Source organism: Pseudomonas sp. HMWF032, from assembly GCF_003060885.1.
Classification (GTDB): domain Bacteria; phylum Pseudomonadota; class Gammaproteobacteria; order Pseudomonadales; family Pseudomonadaceae; genus Aquipseudomonas.
Genome location: NZ_QAIG01000004.1, coordinates 248,696 through 264,261, shown reverse-complemented (window position 1 = coordinate 264,261; position 15,566 = coordinate 248,696). Strand labels below are relative to the sequence as shown.

The following is a 15,566-nucleotide window of genomic DNA, read 5'->3' as shown; positions in this document are numbered from 1 at the left end:
ATCGCAAGGCGGGCCAGTTAGCCCGCCTTGCGATCGATCAATTATCGTCAAGGAACTTTTCGACATCCAGCGCGGCCATGCAGCCAGCACCTGCCGAGGTAATGGCCTGGCGATAGACATGGTCGGCTACATCACCGGCAGCGAATACCCCTTCGATGCTGGTGGCAGTGACGTTACCTTCGTTACCACCCTTGATCAGCAGGTAACCGTCGCGCATTTCCAACTGCCCGTGGAACAGGTCGGTGTTAGGTTTATGACCAATAGCAATAAACACACCGGCCAGCGGCAGGTCGGTGGTCGCACCGGTCTGAGTGTTCTTCAGGCGTGCACCGGTGACGCCAGTGTTGTCGCCCAGGACTTCTTCAAGTGCGTGGTTCCAGTGCAGGACCACGTTGCCGTTGGCGGCCTTGTCGAACAGTTTGTCCTGAAGGATTTTCTCGGAGCGCAGTTTATCGCGGCGATGCACAAGGTGAACTTCCTTGGCGATATTCGACAGGTACAGCGCTTCTTCGACCGCAGTATTGCCGCCACCAATCACCGCGACCACTTGGTTGCGATAGAAAAAGCCATCGCAGGTGGCGCAGGCCGATACGCCCTTGCCGGAAAACGCTTCTTCGGATGGCAAGCCCAGATACTGCGCCGATGCACCCGTGGCAATGATCAGTGCATCACAGGTGTAAGTGCCGCTGTCGCCTTTTAACGTGAAAGGGCGCGATTGCAACTCGGCGGTGTGGATATGGTCGTAGACGATCTCGGTTTCAAAACGCTCGGCATGCTTCTGCATGCGCTCCATCAACGCGGGACCGGTCAAGCCTTCAACATCGCCAGGCCAGTTGTCCACTTCAGTGGTGGTGGTCAACTGACCACCGGGCTGGATGCCGGTAATGATTACAGGCTTGAGGTTGGCGCGGGCAGCGTAGACGGCAGCACTATAACCGGCAGGGCCGGAGCCCAGGATGATCAAGCGTGAATGCTTGACTTCGCTCATAAAAACACCTCATAAGCCTTTGTCACAAAAGAGAATGCATGCTCCAATTGAGCCGCACGGAAGATGTTGACGGATATGCTACACCGAAGCAGGCAATGAGCGGGAGTCAACCACTTGAGCTGTTTATGCATACAGTTCATTTTGGTATCGTCTGGCTAAACCCGTACAATCGCTGCATATTTTGCTGTTAACCAATTATTCGGCGCCTCTGGCGCAGGAACAGATGCGTTTTGAAGAAATCTAGCCCAACCGTACAAGCCCCTCTCTGGCGTCAGCAGCTGCCCTATCGATTGAAAGAAGGCGCCCTGATCGGCCTTGGTGCGCTTTGTCTGTACCTGTGGATGGCTCTGCTGACCTACGATGCGGCCGATCCGGGCTGGACTCACACCAGCAACGTAGAACAGGTGCAGAACGCTGCAGGCCGAGCCGGAGCCTGGTTTGCCGACATTCTGTTTATGGCCTTGGGCTATTTTGCCTATCTATTCCCGCTGCTGCTGGCGGTGAAAACCCTGCAGGTGTTTCGTGCACGTCATCAACCCTGGCAGTGGAGCGGCTGGCTGTTCTCTTGGCGGCTGATCGGTCTGGTGTTTCTGGTGCTGTCCGGTGCGGCGCTGGCTTTTATCCATTTCCAGGCCAGTTCCAGCATGCCCGCATCGGCCGGTGGCGCCCTGGGGGAAAGCCTCGGCCAACTGGCAATTAATGCCCTGAATGTACAGGGCAGTACGCTGTTATTTATTGCCCTGTTTCTGTTCGGGCTGACCGTATTTACTGACCTGTCCTGGTTCAAGGTAATGGACCTGACCGGCAAAATTACCCTGGATCTGATTGAACTGATTCAGAGCCTGGCCAACCGCTGGTGGAATGCGCGCCTGGAACGCCAGCAACTGGTGGCACAACTGCGTGAAGTGGATGAGCGGGTCAGCGAAGTGTCGGCTCCGATCGTGCTGGATCGCCGCGAGCAGGCCAAGGTCAAGGAACGGCTGATCGAGCGCGAAGATGCGCTGAACAAGCACATGAGCGAGCGGGTTAACCGTCCCGCTCCGGTCATTACCCCGCCGGCTGTGCCCAAAGCCCCCGAGCCCAGCAAGCGCGTGCTGAAAGAAAAACAGGTCAACCTGTTCGAAGACAGCGCCCTGGCCGGCAGCTTGCCACCGATTTCGATTCTCGATGTGGCGGAAAAAATTCAGAAGAAATACTCCCCCGAGTCGCTGGAAGCGATGTCGCGTCTGCTTGAGATCAAACTCAAGGAGTTCGGCGTCGAGGTGATTGTCGAGTCTGTACACCCAGGTCCGGTGATCACCCGTTTCGAGATTCAACCGGCTGCCGGGGTCAAGGTCAGCCGCATTTCCAACCTGGCCAAAGACCTGGCGCGCTCGTTGGCGGTGATCAGTGTTCGGGTGGTGGAAGTGATTCCTGGCAAGACCACGGTCGGCATTGAGATTCCCAACGAAGACCGGCAGATCGTGCGCTTCTCCGAAGTGCTGTCCTCGCCAGAGTACGATGACGCCAAGTCGCCGGTCACCCTGGCTCTGGGGCATGACATCGGCGGCAAGCCGGTGATCACCGACCTGGCGCGCATGCCGCACCTGCTGGTGGCCGGTACCACCGGCTCAGGTAAATCGGTCGGGGTCAACGCGATGATCCTCTCGATCCTGTTCAAGTCCACGCCGGAAGAGGCGCGCTTGATCATGATCGACCCGAAAATGCTCGAGCTGTCGATCTACGAAGGTATTCCGCATCTGCTGTGCCCGGTGGTGACCGACATGAAGGAAGCCGCCAACGCCCTGCGCTGGTCGGTGGCCGAGATGGAGCGTCGCTACAAGCTGATGTCGAAAATGGGCGTACGCAACCTGGCGGGCTTTAACCGCAAGGTCAAGGACGCCGAAGAGGCGGGTGAGCCATTGGCAGATCCGCTGTACAAGCGCGAAAGCATGCATGACGAAGCGCCGTTACTGAAAACCCTGCCGACCATCGTAGTTGTGGTCGACGAGTTTGCAGACATGATGATGATCGTCGGCAAGAAGGTTGAAGAGCTGATTGCGCGTATTGCGCAGAAAGCCCGTGCAGCGGGTATTCACCTGATTCTCGCGACCCAGCGTCCATCGGTGGATGTGATCACCGGCCTGATTAAGGCCAATATTCCGACGCGCATGGCTTTCCAGGTTTCCAGCAAGATCGACTCGCGTACCATCCTTGATCAGGGTGGGGCCGAGCAGCTACTGGGTCACGGTGACATGCTCTACATGCCACCGGGCACCGGCCTACCGATTCGTGTACATGGCGCTTTCGTTTCCGATGAAGAAGTACACCGCGTGGTCGAAGCCTGGAAGCAGCGGGGCACGCCTGACTACATCGACGACATTCTCGCGGGCGTCGAGGAGTCCGGCAGCGGCTTCGAAGGCGGCAGCGGCGAGGGCGGTAGCGAGGGCAGCGAGTCCGACCCGCTTTACGATGAGGCGGTCAATTTCGTGCTGGAAAGCCGCCGCGCCTCGATTTCTGCCGTGCAGCGCAAATTGAAGATCGGCTACAACCGAGCCGCGCGGATGATTGAAGCTATGGAAATGGCTGGCGTCGTCACTTCAATGAACACTAATGGCTCTCGCGAGGTCATAGCTCCAGGCCCCATGCGCGATTAATTCCCTCAGGAATTGATGCCCCGAAGACCCGAATAAATGAGGAACCCCATGCGCCTGATTCGCATGTTAGTGCTGACCCTGCTGAGTTTTACCAGCATCGCTGCTGTAGCCGATGACGAAGTAGCCATACAACGCCTGACCGAACTACTTAACCAGGCGCAGACGATTACCGCTCGCTTTTCCCAGCTATCTCTGGATGGCAGCGGTACCCAGTTGCAGGAAACTGCCGGTCAGCTCGCGCTGAAACGACCGGGACTGTTCCGCTGGCATACCGATGCGCCGATGGAGCAACTGCTGGTTTCCAATGGCGAGAAGGTCTGGCTGTATGACCCGGATCTGCAGCAGGTGACTATCCAGACCCTCGATCAACGCCTGACCCACACCCCGGCGCTGCTGCTGTCCGGTGACGTGTCGAAGATCCGTGAGAACTTCGAGATCAGCCACAATGAAGGTGGCAACGTCGTGGACTTCATCCTCAAGCCCAAATCCAAGGACACCCTGTTCGACAGCCTGCGCCTGTCGTTTCGCAACAAGGTGCTCAACGATATGCAGCTGATCGACAGCATCGGCCAGCGCACCAATATTCTGTTCCTCAACGTGAAAATGAATGAGCCGCAGGACGATGCGCAGTTCACTTTCGAGATTCCGGCCGGCGCGGACGTGATTCAAGAGTAGAAAGCTCAAAGCAAGAGGCGTTAAACCGCAGTCATGGATCTGTTTCGCAAGGCTCCCGTCGCTCAACCCCTGGCTGCCCGGCTACGTGCCACCAGCCTGGATGAGTACGTCGGCCAGGACCATTTGCTGGCCCGTGGCAAACCCTTGCGTGAAGCCCTGGAGCAGGGCGCACTGCATTCGATGATCTTCTGGGGGCCGCCAGGCGTCGGCAAGACCACCCTGGCGCGCTTGTTGGCGCAGGTTTCCGACGCGCACTTCGAGACGATTTCCGCGGTCCTCTCCGGGGTCAAGGAAATCCGCCAGGCCGTGGAATTAGCGCAGCAACATGCCGCGCAATATGGCCGCCAGACCATCCTGTTTGTCGATGAAGTGCACCGCTTCAACAAATCGCAACAAGATGCCTTTTTGCCTTACGTGGAAGACGGCACGCTGATCTTTATCGGTGCCACCACGGAAAACCCTTCTTTCGAGCTGAACAACGCCTTGCTTTCACGGGCTCGTGTATATGTGCTGAAAAGTCTCGATGAAAGCGCGCTGCGCAAACTGGTTGATCGCGCCTTGAGTGACCCGAAGGGCCTGGGCGAACGCCAGCTGAGCCTACCGGAAGAAAGCTTCAAGATTCTCCAGGCCGCCGCCGATGGCGATGGCAGGCGTTTGCTCAACTTTCTGGAAAATGCGGCTGACTTGGCAGAGGACAGCAGCGAGATCGGCAGCGAACTGCTGCTCAATCTGCTGGGTGATACCCGCCGGCGCTTTGACAAGCGCGGCGAAGCCTTTTACGACCAGATATCGGCGCTGCACAAGTCCGTGCGCGGCTCCAGTCCGGACGGCGCGCTGTACTGGTTTGCGCGTATGCTCGATGGTGGCTGTGATCCGCTGTATATCGCCCGGCGTGTGGTGCGCATGGCCAGCGAAGATATCGGTAATGCTGATCCGCGTGCGTTGACACTCTGCCTGAATGCCTGGGATGTGCAAGAGCGCCTGGGCAGTCCCGAGGGTGAGCTGGCTGTGGCGCAGGCCATTGTCTATCTGGCCTGCGCACCCAAAAGCAATGCGGTCTACAACGCCTTCAACGCCGCCATGCGTGATGCTGCCGAGCATGGTTCGCAGGAAGTCCCACTGCACTTGCGTAATGCCCCGACCAAGTTGATGAAGCAGCTGGGTTATGGCGATGAATACCGCTACGCCCACGATGAGCCTGATGCCTACGCGGCCGGCGAGGATTACTTTCCGGAAACCTTCGAGCCGCGCGCGTATTACCAGCCGGTGCCACGTGGTTTGGAACTTAAAATTCGCGACAAGCTGCAGCATTTGAAAAACCAGGATAGCAATAGCCCTCGGCAGCGGAGAAAGCCATGATTCGTGTAGCCATGGCTGTAGCCCTCGGCGGTGCAGTGGGCTCCGTGCTGCGTTTTCTCACTGCCAGCTGGATGGTCGCGCAGTGGCCTCGGCACTTCTACCTCGGCACCTTCACCGTCAATATTCTCGGGTGTCTAGTGATTGGTCTGTTATCAGGCTTGTTTCTGCTGCGAAGTGACCTGCCAATCGAGTTGCGCAGCGGGCTGATAATCGGCCTGCTCGGCGGCTTCACCACCTTTTCTTCATTCAGCCTTGAACTGCTCAAACTGTTTGAAAGTGGCCGCCACAATGAGGCGTTTGCCTACCTGCTGTGCAGTGTGGTCGGCGGTGTGCTCGCCGTCTGGACCGGTTTTGCCCTGGCGCGCCTCTACCAGTAGCCACGCAAGCTAACGTGCGGTGTGGCACCCACCCCTGTTAAAGCCTTAAACTGCGCGGCATTGCGCGTCATGGCCAAGGCCATGCAAACCCTTGTGATGTGTTGAGACCAGAACATGCTCGATTCCAAACTCGTTCGTACCCAGCTCCATGAAGTGGCTGAGCGCCTTGCTGCTCGCGGCTTTGTCCTTGATGTAGCGCGCTTCGAAGCCCTCGAAGCCCAGCGCAAGACCGTGCAGACCCGTACCGAGCAGCTGCAGGCCGAACGTAACAGTCGCTCCAAATCCATTGGTCAGGCCAAACAGCGCGGTGAAGACATTGCGCCGCTGTTGGCCGAAGTGGACCAGATGGGCAGCGATCTGGAACAGGGTAAGCGTGACCTCGACAGCATTCAGACTGAACTCGACAACCTGCTGCTGAATATCCCCAACCTGCCACACGAGTCGGTGCCGATAGGTGAAGATGAAGAAGGCAACATTGAAGTCTCCCGCTGGGGCACGCCGCGCAGCTTCGATTTCCCGATTCAGGATCACGTCGCCCTAGGCGAGCAGCACGGCTGGCTGGACTTCGAGACCGCGGCCAAACTGTCCGGCGCGCGATTTGCCTTATTGCGAGGGCCGATTGCGCGCATGCACCGCGCTCTGGCGCAGTTCATGATCAACCTGCACACCAGCGAGCACGGCTACGAAGAAGCCTATACGCCGTACTTGGTACAGGCGCCTGCGCTGCAAGGCACCGGCCAGCTGCCGAAGTTCGAGGAAGACCTGTTCAAGATCAGCCGTGAAGGCGAGGCCGATCTGTATTTGATCCCGACTGCTGAAGTGTCGCTGACCAATATCGTTGCGGGTGAAATTCTCGATCCTAAGCAATTGCCGCTGAAACTCGTGGCACACACCCCATGTTTCCGCAGCGAAGCCGGCGCATCGGGTCGTGATACCCGCGGCATGATTCGCCAGCACCAATTCGACAAGGTTGAGATGGTGCAGATCGTCGAGCCAAGCCAATCCTTCGAAGCGCTGGAAAGCCTGACCGCCAACGCAGAGCGCGTATTGCAGCTGCTTGAGCTGCCGTACCGTAAACTGGCGCTGTGCACCGGCGATATGGGCTTCGGCGCGGTGAAAACCTATGACCTGGAAGTCTGGGTGCCGAGCCAGGACAAGTACCGTGAGATTTCCTCGTGTTCCAACTGTGGCGACTTCCAGGCGCGCCGCATGCAAGCACGCTACCGCAATCCGGAAACCGGCAAGCCCGAGCTGGTACACACCCTCAACGGCTCCGGCCTGGCAGTAGGTCGCACGCTGGTTGCCGTGCTGGAGAACTACCAGCAGGCCGATGGCAGCATCCGCGTACCAGACGTGCTGAAGCCCTACATGGGTGGCATCGAAATTATCGGTTAAGCCGGCTTCAGCTACCTGCGACGGGGCGGCCAGTACCGCCCCGTTTTGTTTACCCGATCGAGAGCGTGCGTCATGGATTTTCTGCCCCTGTTCCACAAACTGCAGGATCGCCTGGTACTGGTGGTCGGCGGCGGCGAAGTTGCCGTGCGCAAGGCGCGCTTGCTCAGTGATGCAGGAGCAACCTTGCGGGTGGTCGCGCCGGAGATTCGCGATGAGCTGCGTGAGATGGCCAGCGCTCGACAAGGCGAGGTGCTGCTGCGTGATTACCAGTCGGCGGATCTGCAGGGCGTGGCACTGATCATTGCTGCCACCGATGACGAACCACTGAATGCGCAAATCTCGGCTGAGGCGCAGGCCCTGGGTATTCCCGTCAATGTGGTAGATGCGCCGAAGCTGTGCAGCGTGATTTTCCCCGCTATCGTCGATCGCTCGCCGTTGATTGTGGCGATAACCAGTGGCGGCGATGCACCGGTGCTGGCACGGCTTATTCGTGCCAAGATCGAGACCTGGATTCCCGCGACCTATGGCCAGTTGGCCGGCCTGGCCAAGCGCTTTCGTGCCCAAGTCAAAGGGCTGTTCCCCGATGTGCAGCAGCGCCGGGTGTTCTGGGAGGATGTGTTCCAGGGCCAGGTGGCCGAAAGTGTCTTCGCCGGTAAATTGCAGGAAGGTCAGCGCCTGCTGGAAGAGAAGATCGCCGGGATTGCCCCGCGCACCCTTGGCGAGGTGTACCTGGTGGGCGCTGGGCCGGGTGACCCTGACCTGCTGACCTTCCGTGCGCTGCGCCTGATGCAGCAGGCCGATGTGGTGCTGTATGACCGGCTGGTGGCCCCGGCGATTATCGAGCTGTGCCGCCGTGATGCCGAGCGTATCTATGTCGGCAAACAACGCGCCGAGCATGCCGTGCCGCAGGAACAGATCAACCAGCGCTTGGTCAATCTGGCCAAAGAAGGCAAGCGTGTGCTGCGCCTGAAAGGCGGCGACCCGTTTATTTTCGGCCGAGGAGGGGAGGAAATCGAAGAGTTGGCCGCCCACGGCATTCCGTTTCAGGTGGTGCCGGGCATCACCGCTGCCTCAGGCTGCGCGGCTTATGCCGGCATTCCGCTGACCCACCGTGACCATGCGCAGTCGGTGCGCTTTGTTACCGGTCATCTGAAAGATGGCAGCAGCAATCTGCCCTGGAACGAACTGACGGCCAGCAGCCAGACCCTGGTGTTCTATATGGGCCTGGTGGGTTTGCCGATCATCTGTCAGCAGCTGATTGCCCATGGTCGCGCTGCGACAACGCCGGCGGCATTGATCCAGCAGGGCACCACGCAGAACCAGCGCGTGTTTACCGGCACCCTGGTCAATCTGGCCGAGCTGGTAGCGAGGCATGAGGTGCATGCCCCGACCCTGGTAATTGTCGGCGAAGTGGTGCAATTGCGGGAGAAACTGGCCTGGTTCGAAGGGGCTCAGGCCAGCGTCTGATTACGTGCCACCCATAATTGGGCGGCGCGCTCCAGAGCGTGTTCGCGCGACTCGCCGAGGGCGCGCAAGGCCAAAGCCATGGTGCTGATGACGGCAAGCTGGCCGTAGTCATCGGCCACCTCACCACGCCAGAAGGCGGCCAGATGGGCCGATTGCAGTGATTCAGGTTTTACGTGACGCCGTAGCGAAAGCGCCGGCCACTCCTCATCCCAGTTGTCGCCATTGGCCGTGCCATACAGGTGGCTGCTGGCATCCGGGTTGATCTCGATTTCACCGCCTTCACCCTTGATCACCACCGCGCTGTCGCCGAGCAACTGGCTGGCTTCGCGGTGCACCGCCTGATAACCCGGGTGAAAGATGCTCTGTAGGCCGCAACGCGCGCTCAGCGGGTTGAGAATGCGTGCCAGCGAATGAATCGGTGAGCGCAGACCGAGGATATTGCGCAGGTCGATCATCCGCTGCAGCGGTGGCATCCAGTCGCCCAGCGGGATAAACGCCAACTGTTGTTGCGCCAGCGCCTGCTCAACGCTGCCCCAGTTGCGGCATAGTGGAATGTGCAGGCTTTCAAGAAGCTGTTCGCTGTACAGTCGCCCGGCTGTGTGCGGGCCGCCGCCATGCAGCAGGATGCGAATACCGCTATTCGCTAGCGCTTTGGCTGCTAGCAGGAACCATGGCAGGTGGCGCTTCTTCCCGGCATAGCTGGGCCAATCCAGATCAACCTGAATTGCCGGCGCCTGCAAGCGTGCTCGCACAGCCTCAGCAAAACCGGCCATTTCCTCGGCGCTTTCTTCCTTGTGCCGCAACAGCATCAGAAAGGCGCCCAACTGGCTTTCCTCGGCTTGGCCGTCGAGCAGCATGCCCATGGCGTCACGGGCCTCCTCGCGGGTCAGGTTGCGCGCACCACGTTTGCCTTTACCGAGGATGCGCACAAATTGAGCAAAAGGATGTTCCGGCGGGGTCACAAGGTTCATAGGCAATTGGTCGGCTTGGGCAGGCCCGCCAGCTTGGCGGCAAGTTTGGCGGGAGCACCATTGAACAGGCGATTGAGGTTCAGGCTATTGCCTTTGTCGGGGCCAAGTTTGACGGCAATAAACTTGATCAGCGGACGGTTGGCCGGGGACAACTGAAACTCCTCGTAAAAGCTGCGTACCAGCCAGAGGATTTCCCAGTGCTCGGTGCTCAGGCTGATGCCTTCACGTTGCGCCAGGGCATGCGCGCTGGCTTCGGACCAATCAGCCAGATCGACGAGATAGCCGTCCTTATCCAGCGCCAAAATGCGACCTTCAACATTCAGCGTGCTCATAGCCAAGTGTTTACCTTGTCGTACTGGCAGCTCAGCGCAACGAACGCTGGGTAATCGACCAATGTGAGGCGGGTAGGGTACGCAAGGCCGCGCGCCTGCACATCTTCATCCAGGGCATACAGCGTGATGACGCCAGGCATCAGTTCCAGTGCCTGACGCGGCGCGCTGCCGTCCTGCAAGGCATACACCGCATCACCACACAGCAACAGTGCATCCTGGCGACCGAGAATACGCAGGCAACTGCTCAGGCGGCTATCGGTAAAGGGGGAGTGCGAGAGTACGTGCAAGGTAGCCATCAGAGCGTAATCACCTGGTCATAACGGTCAATCAAGGCGCTTATCGAGGAATCATCGAGACACTCGACAGCAAGACTGCTGGCGTGATTACGCAGGCCGCGCTCGTCCAAGCTGCGCTGTGAGGCATACAGTGCCTCGACCCCGAACATCGGCAAGGCCTGTAGATTGGCGCTGAGGTCTTTCTGCTGCAGGTTGCCGGATTGTTGCGCGCCACTCAGCTGAAATACCCCGTCATCGAGAAACAGCAGGCCAACCGGCAAATCGAAGGCACCGCCGGCCAGCGCGATATCCAGCGCTTCCCGCGCCCCGGGACCGGACCACGGGGCTTGGCGGCTGATGATCAACAGTGACTTACTCATTTCAAGGCCCCCCAAAACACACCAGGCGATCCGCCAGCTGCGCCGCTTCGTGCAACTGGCCCAGGCCGGAAAGTTCCCAAGGCGCGTCCAGGTTGGCGGCTGTACGTAAGTAGCGTTGCGCTTCATCGCCATTCAACACACCACGACGCAAGGCGGCGGCGATACACACCACGCCATCCAGCTGCTGCGTTTGCACAAACTCCCGCCATTCACGCGGCAGATCCACTTCGTCCTGCGCGCAGACCACATTGCTCGAAGCGCTGTGGACGCCGTCCTGATAGAAGAACAGTCGCACGATCTCATGCCCACCCGCCAATACCGCCTGAGCAAAGCGCAGAGCCCGGCGCGAGGAGGGTGCATGGGGCGGTGAGAACAGGGCGATGGCGAATTTCATAGCAAACCTGGCAAGCCAATTTGGCGGAATGATAAAGCCTGAGTCGCCAAGATGCGCGCAGCAGGCATAAAAAATGACCCGGAGTGGTTTTTAACCTCGCGCAGCAACGGCCTTCAGGGTGCCTGCCACGGATGGCAAGCATAAAAAAGCCCGCCGAAGCGGGCTTTTAGCAGCGACTTGTATCAGTCGTCGCTGCCCATAATGCCGAAAATCTGCAGCAGGCTGACGAACAGGTTGTAGATGGACATATACAGGCTGATGGTGGCCATGATGTAGTTGCGCTCACCGCCATGAATGATTTCGCTGGTCTGATACAGAATGCAGACCGAGGAAAACAGTACAAAACCTGCGCTGATCGCCAACTGCAGCCCGCTGATTTCGAAGAAGAGGCCGGCAACCACCGCACCCAGCAAAACAAAGAAACCTGCAGTGATAAAACCACTGAGGAAGCTCATGTTCTTGCGGGTGGTCAGCACGTATGCCGACAGGCCACAGAACACCAGGGCCGTCATGGCGAAAGCCGAGCTGACAACTTCAGCCCCGTTGGCCATGCCCATGTAGCGATTGAGGATTGGGCCGAGGGTGTAGCCCATAAAACCGGTTAGTGCGAGGGTCGAAACCAGGCCCCAGGCCGAATTACGCAGTTTGGCGGTGAGGAAGAACAGGCCGAACATTCCTATCAGCAATACAAAGATATTCGGATAAGGCACATTGGCGCGCTGCGCGATGAACGCAACCAGGCCACTGAAGGCCAGGGTGATGGCCAGAAGGCCATACGTGTTGCGCAGGACGCGGCTGACTTCTTGCTGCTCAACCTGCGTATGGTCAAGTGCATAATTATGTTCATTCATGGCGGCACTCCTGAAATGGCTGGTGGTTCCGTTACCAAGGTCAGGCTCGATCATAGCAGAGGCAGATAAAGAGCCAACACGTAGAGTTTGACAGCGTGTTGCGTTCGGGTAAGATTGCCGCCCGCAATCGCCGGAAGCGTGGCAGAGCGGTTGAATGCAACGGTCTTGAAAACCGTCGAAGGGGAAACTCTTCCGTGAGTTCGAATCTCACCGCTTCCGCCAAATTTTCTCTGGCTGTCATTTGGCGTCAATTTATTTGACGCTTGTATTTTGACGGTTATGCGCCAAGCTGATGACTTTGAGGCATCAGACTTTCAACCCAGCAGTTGCTCTGAGCAGCTGATGTCGACCGGGGTGACGCTTGATCAGAGTACTCGTTGTTGATGACCACGATCTGGTACGTACTGGCATCACACGGATGTTGGCCGATATCGATGGCTTACAGGTGGTTGGCCAAGCCGAGTCAGGCGAAGAATCCTTAAAGAAAGCCCGCGAACTGAAGCCCGATGTTGTCCTGATGGACATCAAGATGCCGGGTATAGGTGGCCTTGAAGCCACGCGCAAACTGATTCGCAGCCACCCTGACCTCAAAGTCGTTGCCGTTACCGTGTGCGAAGAAGATCCGTTCCCTACGCGCCTGCTGCAAGCCGGTGCTGCCGGTTATCTGACCAAGGGCGCGGCACTTGAAGAAATGGTTCAGGCCATCCGTATGGTGTTCAGTGGACAGCGTTATATCAGCCCGCAGATTGCTCAACAGCTGGCCCTAAAGTCGTTCCAGCCGCAGAGCAGCAATTCGCCATTCGATCTGCTATCCGAGCGTGAAATCCAGATCGCACTGATGATTGCCGGCTGCCAGAAAGTGCAGACTATTTCCGACAAACTTTGCCTGTCGCCGAAAACTGTAAACACCTACCGCTATCGCATCTTCGAAAAACTGTCGATCACCAGCGATGTCGAGTTGGCTTTGCTGGCCGTACGCCACGGCATGATTGATGCCAGCAGCTGACGACAGCCGCGCAGTCTTCGATTCCAGCGCGTTTCTCTCCACCTGCAGCGGTCACCCTGGCGTGTACCGCATGTTCGATGTGGACGCCAAACTGCTCTATGTCGGCAAAGCCAAGAACCTGAAAAAGCGTTTGGCCAGTTACTTCCGCCAGAACGGCTTGGCGCCGAAAACCGCCGCACTGGTGGGGCGAATCGCTCAAGTTGAAACCACCATCACCGCTAATGAGACCGAAGCGCTGTTGCTTGAACAGACGCTGATCAAGGAATGGCGGCCGCCGTACAACATTCTGCTGCGAGACGATAAGTCCTATCCCTATGTATTTCTATCCGATGGTGATTTCCCACGCCTGAGCATCCACCGCGGCGCGAAAAAGCAAAAAGGTCGCTACTTCGGCCCATACCCCAGTGCCGGGGCCATCCGTGAAAGTCTCAATCTGCTGCAGAAGACCTTTCTGGTGCGCCAATGCGAGGACAGCTTTTACAAAAATCGCACTCGGCCCTGCCTGCAGTATCAGATCAAACGCTGCAAAGCCCCCTGTGTCGGCCTGGTAGAACCCGCTGAATATGCTGCTGACGTGCGCCATTCAGTAATGTTTCTTGAGGGGCGCAGCACTGCCCTCACCGATGAGCTGTCCAGCGGCATGCAGGCTGCCGCCATGGCCCTCGACTTTGAGCGGGCTGCCGGATTACGCGACCAGATATCGCTGCTGCGCCGGGTTCAAGACCAGCAGAGTATGGAAGGCGGAACCGGTGATGTGGACGTCGTCGCGGCCATGGTCAATCCGGGCGGTGCGTGTGTGCATTTGATCAGCGTGCGCGGTGGCCGAGTGCTCGGCAGCAAGAACTTTTTCCCGCAGGTGGCCATCGAGGAGGAAGGCAGCGGTGTATTGCTGGCCTTCCTCGCACAGTATTACCTGAGTAGTCAGGAGCGCGATCTGCCGAGCGAGCTGATTGTCAACGCACAACACGAAGATTTCCCCACCCTGATCGCCGCCATTGATGAGTTGCGTGGCCGCGAGCTGAGTATCAGCTACCGCGTACGCGGCACCCGCGCACGCTGGCAACAGCTGGCCGTGACCAATGCCGAACAAGCTTTAGCAGCGCGCCTGGCTAATCGACAGCACGTTGCTGCGCGCTTTGATGCCCTGGCCCTGGCCCTGGATATGGATGAAGTGCCGCAGCGCCTGGAGTGCTTCGATATCAGTCATTCCAGCGGTGAAGCAACGGTTGCGTCCTGCGTGGTATTTGGCCCGGAAGGGCCGCTGAAATCCGATTACCGTCGTTACAACATCGAAGGCGTGACGGCAGGCGATGATTACGCCGCCATGCATCAGGCGCTGACCCGGCGCTTCAGCAAGATCAAGGATGGCGAAGGCAAGTTACCGGACATCCTGCTGGTCGACGGTGGTAAAGGCCAACTGGCGATGGCCCGAGAAGTACTTGAAGAGCTGTCAGTGCCCGATCTAATTCTGCTGGGCGTGGCCAAAGGCGCCACGCGCAAACCAGGACTCGAAACCCTCTACCTGAATGACGCTGCACATGAATTTACGTTGCCAGGCAATTCGCCGGCCTTGCACCTGATTCAGCAAATCCGCGATGAGTCGCACCGCTTTGCCATCACCGGCCACCGCGCACGTCGTGGCAAAACCCGCCGCACGTCCACACTTGAAGAAGTTGCCGGCGTTGGACCCAAGCGCCGGCGCGAGTTGCTTAACCACTTCGGTGGATTGCAGGAATTGTCTCGCGCGAGCATTGAGGAAATCGCCAAAGCGCCTGGTATCAGTAAAAAGCTTGCCGAGTCGATTTATGCCTCACTACACAGCGAGTAGAATGCCCGCTCAATTTTCAGCCAAGTTGTGTCGATGAATATCCCCAACCTGCTTACCGTGCTCCGGGTTCTGCTGATTCCGGTGTTTATTCTGTTGTTCTACCTGCCATTCAGTTGGAGTTACTGGGCCGCCAGTGCCGTTTTTGCCATTGCAGCAGCTACTGATTGGCTAGATGGCTACTTGGCCAGACGCTGGGAGCAGAGCACGCCCTTTGGTGCATTTCTCGACCCTGTTGCTGACAAGCTAATGGTGGCTGTTGCTTTGGTTCTACTGGTAGATGAGCACTCCAATCTCTGGCTCACCTTACCTGCTGCGATCATCATTGGGCGCGAAATTGTGGTTTCAGCCTTGCGTGAATGGATGGCTGAATTAGGCGCAAGGGCACAAGTCGCGGTTTCGCGATTGGCAAAGTGGAAAACCGCGGCGCAGATGGTGGCATTGGTAACCTTATTGGCAAATCCGCCCACTTTTACAGTGTGGGTTCTGCTCGGCTATGGGTTGTTGATCATTGCCGCAGTGCTTACGCTATGGTCCATGATTCAGTATCTACTGGCCGCCTGGCCGCATCTGCGAATCACCGCAGAAAAGAAATAAGCTTTTTTGAATCAAGGGGTTGACGAATAGCATTGAAA

The 15,566-nt window shown here is 58.2% G+C and carries 16 protein-coding genes and 1 tRNA gene; 10 read left to right on the top strand and 7 right to left on the bottom strand.

Annotation, left to right across the window (positions count from 1 at the left end; genetic code table 11):
- Nucleotides 1-37: 37 nt before the first annotated feature.
- Nucleotides 38-988, bottom strand: a complete 951-nt coding sequence (trxB, locus tag DBR00_RS02865) for a thioredoxin-disulfide reductase (protein WP_108486016.1) — start codon at nt 986-988, stop codon at nt 38-40.
- A 230-nt stretch (nt 989-1,218) separates the two neighbouring features.
- On the opposite strand from trxB, the gene ftsK reads away from it, so the two are divergent.
- From ftsK to cysG, 6 genes are all read left to right on the top strand, one after another.
- The gene (gene ftsK, locus DBR00_RS02860; RefSeq protein ID WP_177479880.1) at nt 1,219-3,624 is read left to right on the top strand and encodes a DNA translocase FtsK; all 2,406 of its coding nucleotides are present in this window, start codon (nt 1,219-1,221) and stop codon (nt 3,622-3,624) included.
- Nucleotides 3,625-3,672: 48 nt separating this feature from the next.
- A complete protein-coding gene (lolA, locus tag DBR00_RS02855) occupies nt 3,673-4,299 on the top strand; it encodes an outer membrane lipoprotein chaperone LolA (protein ID WP_108486015.1) in 627 nt (208 codons plus the stop codon).
- Between the two features lie 33 nt (nt 4,300-4,332).
- Nucleotides 4,333-5,658: a replication-associated recombination protein A gene (locus tag DBR00_RS02850; protein ID WP_108486014.1), complete on the top strand. Its 1,326-nt coding sequence runs from the start codon at nt 4,333-4,335 to the stop codon at nt 5,656-5,658.
- Nucleotides 5,655-6,035, top strand: a complete 381-nt coding sequence (crcB, locus tag DBR00_RS02845) for a fluoride efflux transporter CrcB (RefSeq protein WP_108486013.1) — start codon at nt 5,655-5,657, stop codon at nt 6,033-6,035. Before DBR00_RS02850 ends, crcB begins: the two co-directional genes overlap by 4 nt.
- A gap of 114 nt (nt 6,036-6,149) precedes the next feature.
- Complete coding sequence (gene serS, locus DBR00_RS02840) at nt 6,150-7,430, top strand: serine--tRNA ligase (protein WP_108486012.1); 1,281 nt, start codon at nt 6,150-6,152, stop codon at nt 7,428-7,430.
- Between the two features lie 72 nt (nt 7,431-7,502).
- Nucleotides 7,503-8,897, top strand: a complete 1,395-nt coding sequence (gene cysG, locus DBR00_RS02835) for a siroheme synthase CysG (RefSeq protein WP_108486011.1) — start codon at nt 7,503-7,505, stop codon at nt 8,895-8,897.
- Here cysG and DBR00_RS02830 read toward each other — a convergent pair.
- The 6 genes from DBR00_RS02830 to DBR00_RS02805 form a co-directional block, all read right to left on the bottom strand.
- Entirely contained in the window at nt 8,882-9,868 is a 987-nt protein-coding gene (locus tag DBR00_RS02830; RefSeq protein ID WP_108486010.1) for a glycosyl transferase family protein, read from the bottom strand. The two genes, cysG and DBR00_RS02830, sit on opposite strands and share 16 nt — an antisense overlap.
- On the bottom strand, nt 9,865-10,200 hold the full coding sequence (locus DBR00_RS02825) for a TusE/DsrC/DsvC family sulfur relay protein (RefSeq protein ID WP_108486009.1): 336 nt from the start codon (nt 10,198-10,200) through the stop codon (nt 9,865-9,867). Before DBR00_RS02825 ends, DBR00_RS02830 begins: the two co-directional genes overlap by 4 nt.
- The gene (gene tusB / locus DBR00_RS02820; protein ID WP_108486008.1) at nt 10,197-10,496 is read right to left on the bottom strand and encodes a sulfurtransferase complex subunit TusB; all 300 of its coding nucleotides are present in this window, start codon (nt 10,494-10,496) and stop codon (nt 10,197-10,199) included. The genes DBR00_RS02825 and tusB overlap by 4 nt, the downstream gene beginning before the upstream one ends.
- Complete coding sequence (tusC, locus tag DBR00_RS02815; RefSeq protein WP_108486007.1) at nt 10,496-10,855, bottom strand: sulfurtransferase complex subunit TusC; 360 nt, start codon at nt 10,853-10,855, stop codon at nt 10,496-10,498. Before tusC ends, tusB begins: the two co-directional genes overlap by 1 nt.
- 1 nt (nt 10,856) lies before the next feature.
- Nucleotides 10,857-11,249, bottom strand: coding sequence for a sulfurtransferase complex subunit TusD (gene tusD, locus DBR00_RS02810; RefSeq protein ID WP_108486006.1), 393 nt, complete (start codon nt 11,247-11,249; stop codon nt 10,857-10,859).
- A gap of 182 nt (nt 11,250-11,431) precedes the next feature.
- Complete coding sequence (locus DBR00_RS02805; protein ID WP_108486005.1) at nt 11,432-12,100, bottom strand: Bax inhibitor-1/YccA family protein; 669 nt, start codon at nt 12,098-12,100, stop codon at nt 11,432-11,434.
- Between the two features lie 132 nt (nt 12,101-12,232).
- Here DBR00_RS02805 and DBR00_RS02800 point away from each other — a divergent pair.
- The 4 genes from DBR00_RS02800 (at nt 12,233) to pgsA (ending at nt 15,528) form a co-directional block, all read left to right on the top strand.
- Nucleotides 12,233-12,322: transfer RNA gene (locus tag DBR00_RS02800), tRNA-Ser, on the top strand.
- Nucleotides 12,323-12,461: 139 nt separating this feature from the next.
- Nucleotides 12,462-13,106: a UvrY/SirA/GacA family response regulator transcription factor gene (gene uvrY / locus DBR00_RS02795; RefSeq protein WP_108486004.1), complete on the top strand. Its 645-nt coding sequence runs from the start codon at nt 12,462-12,464 to the stop codon at nt 13,104-13,106.
- Nucleotides 13,093-14,934 carry an excinuclease ABC subunit UvrC gene (gene uvrC, locus DBR00_RS02790; RefSeq protein ID WP_108486003.1) on the top strand — a complete coding sequence of 614 codons (1,842 nt, stop codon included), beginning with the start codon at nt 13,093-13,095 and terminating at the stop codon, nt 14,932-14,934. The genes uvrY and uvrC overlap by 14 nt, the downstream gene beginning before the upstream one ends.
- A 33-nt stretch (nt 14,935-14,967) precedes the next feature.
- Nucleotides 14,968-15,528 (top strand): CDP-diacylglycerol--glycerol-3-phosphate 3-phosphatidyltransferase, encoded by a 561-nt coding sequence (gene pgsA / locus DBR00_RS02785; protein ID WP_108486002.1) that lies wholly within the window; start codon nt 14,968-14,970, stop codon nt 15,526-15,528.
- Nucleotides 15,529-15,566 lie beyond the last annotated feature (38 nt).

What these genes read in the sequence shown, in the direction of transcription:
- trxB (WP_108486016.1), bottom strand. Translation starts at nt 988, where the DNA reads ATGAGCGAAGTCAAGCATTCACGCTTGATCATCCTGGGCTCCGGCCCT.
- serS (WP_108486012.1), top strand. Translation starts at nt 6,150, where the DNA reads ATGCTCGATTCCAAACTCGTTCGTACCCAGCTCCATGAAGTGGCTGAG.
- tusD (WP_108486006.1), bottom strand. Translation starts at nt 11,249, where the DNA reads ATGAAATTCGCCATCGCCCTGTTCTCACCGCCCCATGCACCCTCCTCG.
- DBR00_RS02830 (WP_108486010.1), bottom strand. Translation starts at nt 9,868, where the DNA reads ATGAACCTTGTGACCCCGCCGGAACATCCTTTTGCTCAATTTGTGCGC.
- DBR00_RS02850 (WP_108486014.1), top strand. Translation starts at nt 4,333, where the DNA reads ATGGATCTGTTTCGCAAGGCTCCCGTCGCTCAACCCCTGGCTGCCCGG.
- cysG (WP_108486011.1), top strand. Translation starts at nt 7,503, where the DNA reads ATGGATTTTCTGCCCCTGTTCCACAAACTGCAGGATCGCCTGGTACTG.
- lolA (WP_108486015.1), top strand. Translation starts at nt 3,673, where the DNA reads ATGCGCCTGATTCGCATGTTAGTGCTGACCCTGCTGAGTTTTACCAGC.
- pgsA (WP_108486002.1), top strand. Translation starts at nt 14,968, where the DNA reads ATGAATATCCCCAACCTGCTTACCGTGCTCCGGGTTCTGCTGATTCCG.
- tusB (WP_108486008.1), bottom strand. Translation starts at nt 10,496, where the DNA reads ATGGCTACCTTGCACGTACTCTCGCACTCCCCCTTTACCGATAGCCGC.
- crcB (WP_108486013.1), top strand. Translation starts at nt 5,655, where the DNA reads ATGATTCGTGTAGCCATGGCTGTAGCCCTCGGCGGTGCAGTGGGCTCC.
- DBR00_RS02805 (WP_108486005.1), bottom strand. Translation starts at nt 12,100, where the DNA reads ATGAATGAACATAATTATGCACTTGACCATACGCAGGTTGAGCAGCAA.
- tusC (WP_108486007.1), bottom strand. Translation starts at nt 10,855, where the DNA reads ATGAGTAAGTCACTGTTGATCATCAGCCGCCAAGCCCCGTGGTCCGGT.
- uvrC (WP_108486003.1), top strand. Translation starts at nt 13,093, where the DNA reads ATGCCAGCAGCTGACGACAGCCGCGCAGTCTTCGATTCCAGCGCGTTT.
- DBR00_RS02825 (WP_108486009.1), bottom strand. Translation starts at nt 10,200, where the DNA reads ATGAGCACGCTGAATGTTGAAGGTCGCATTTTGGCGCTGGATAAGGAC.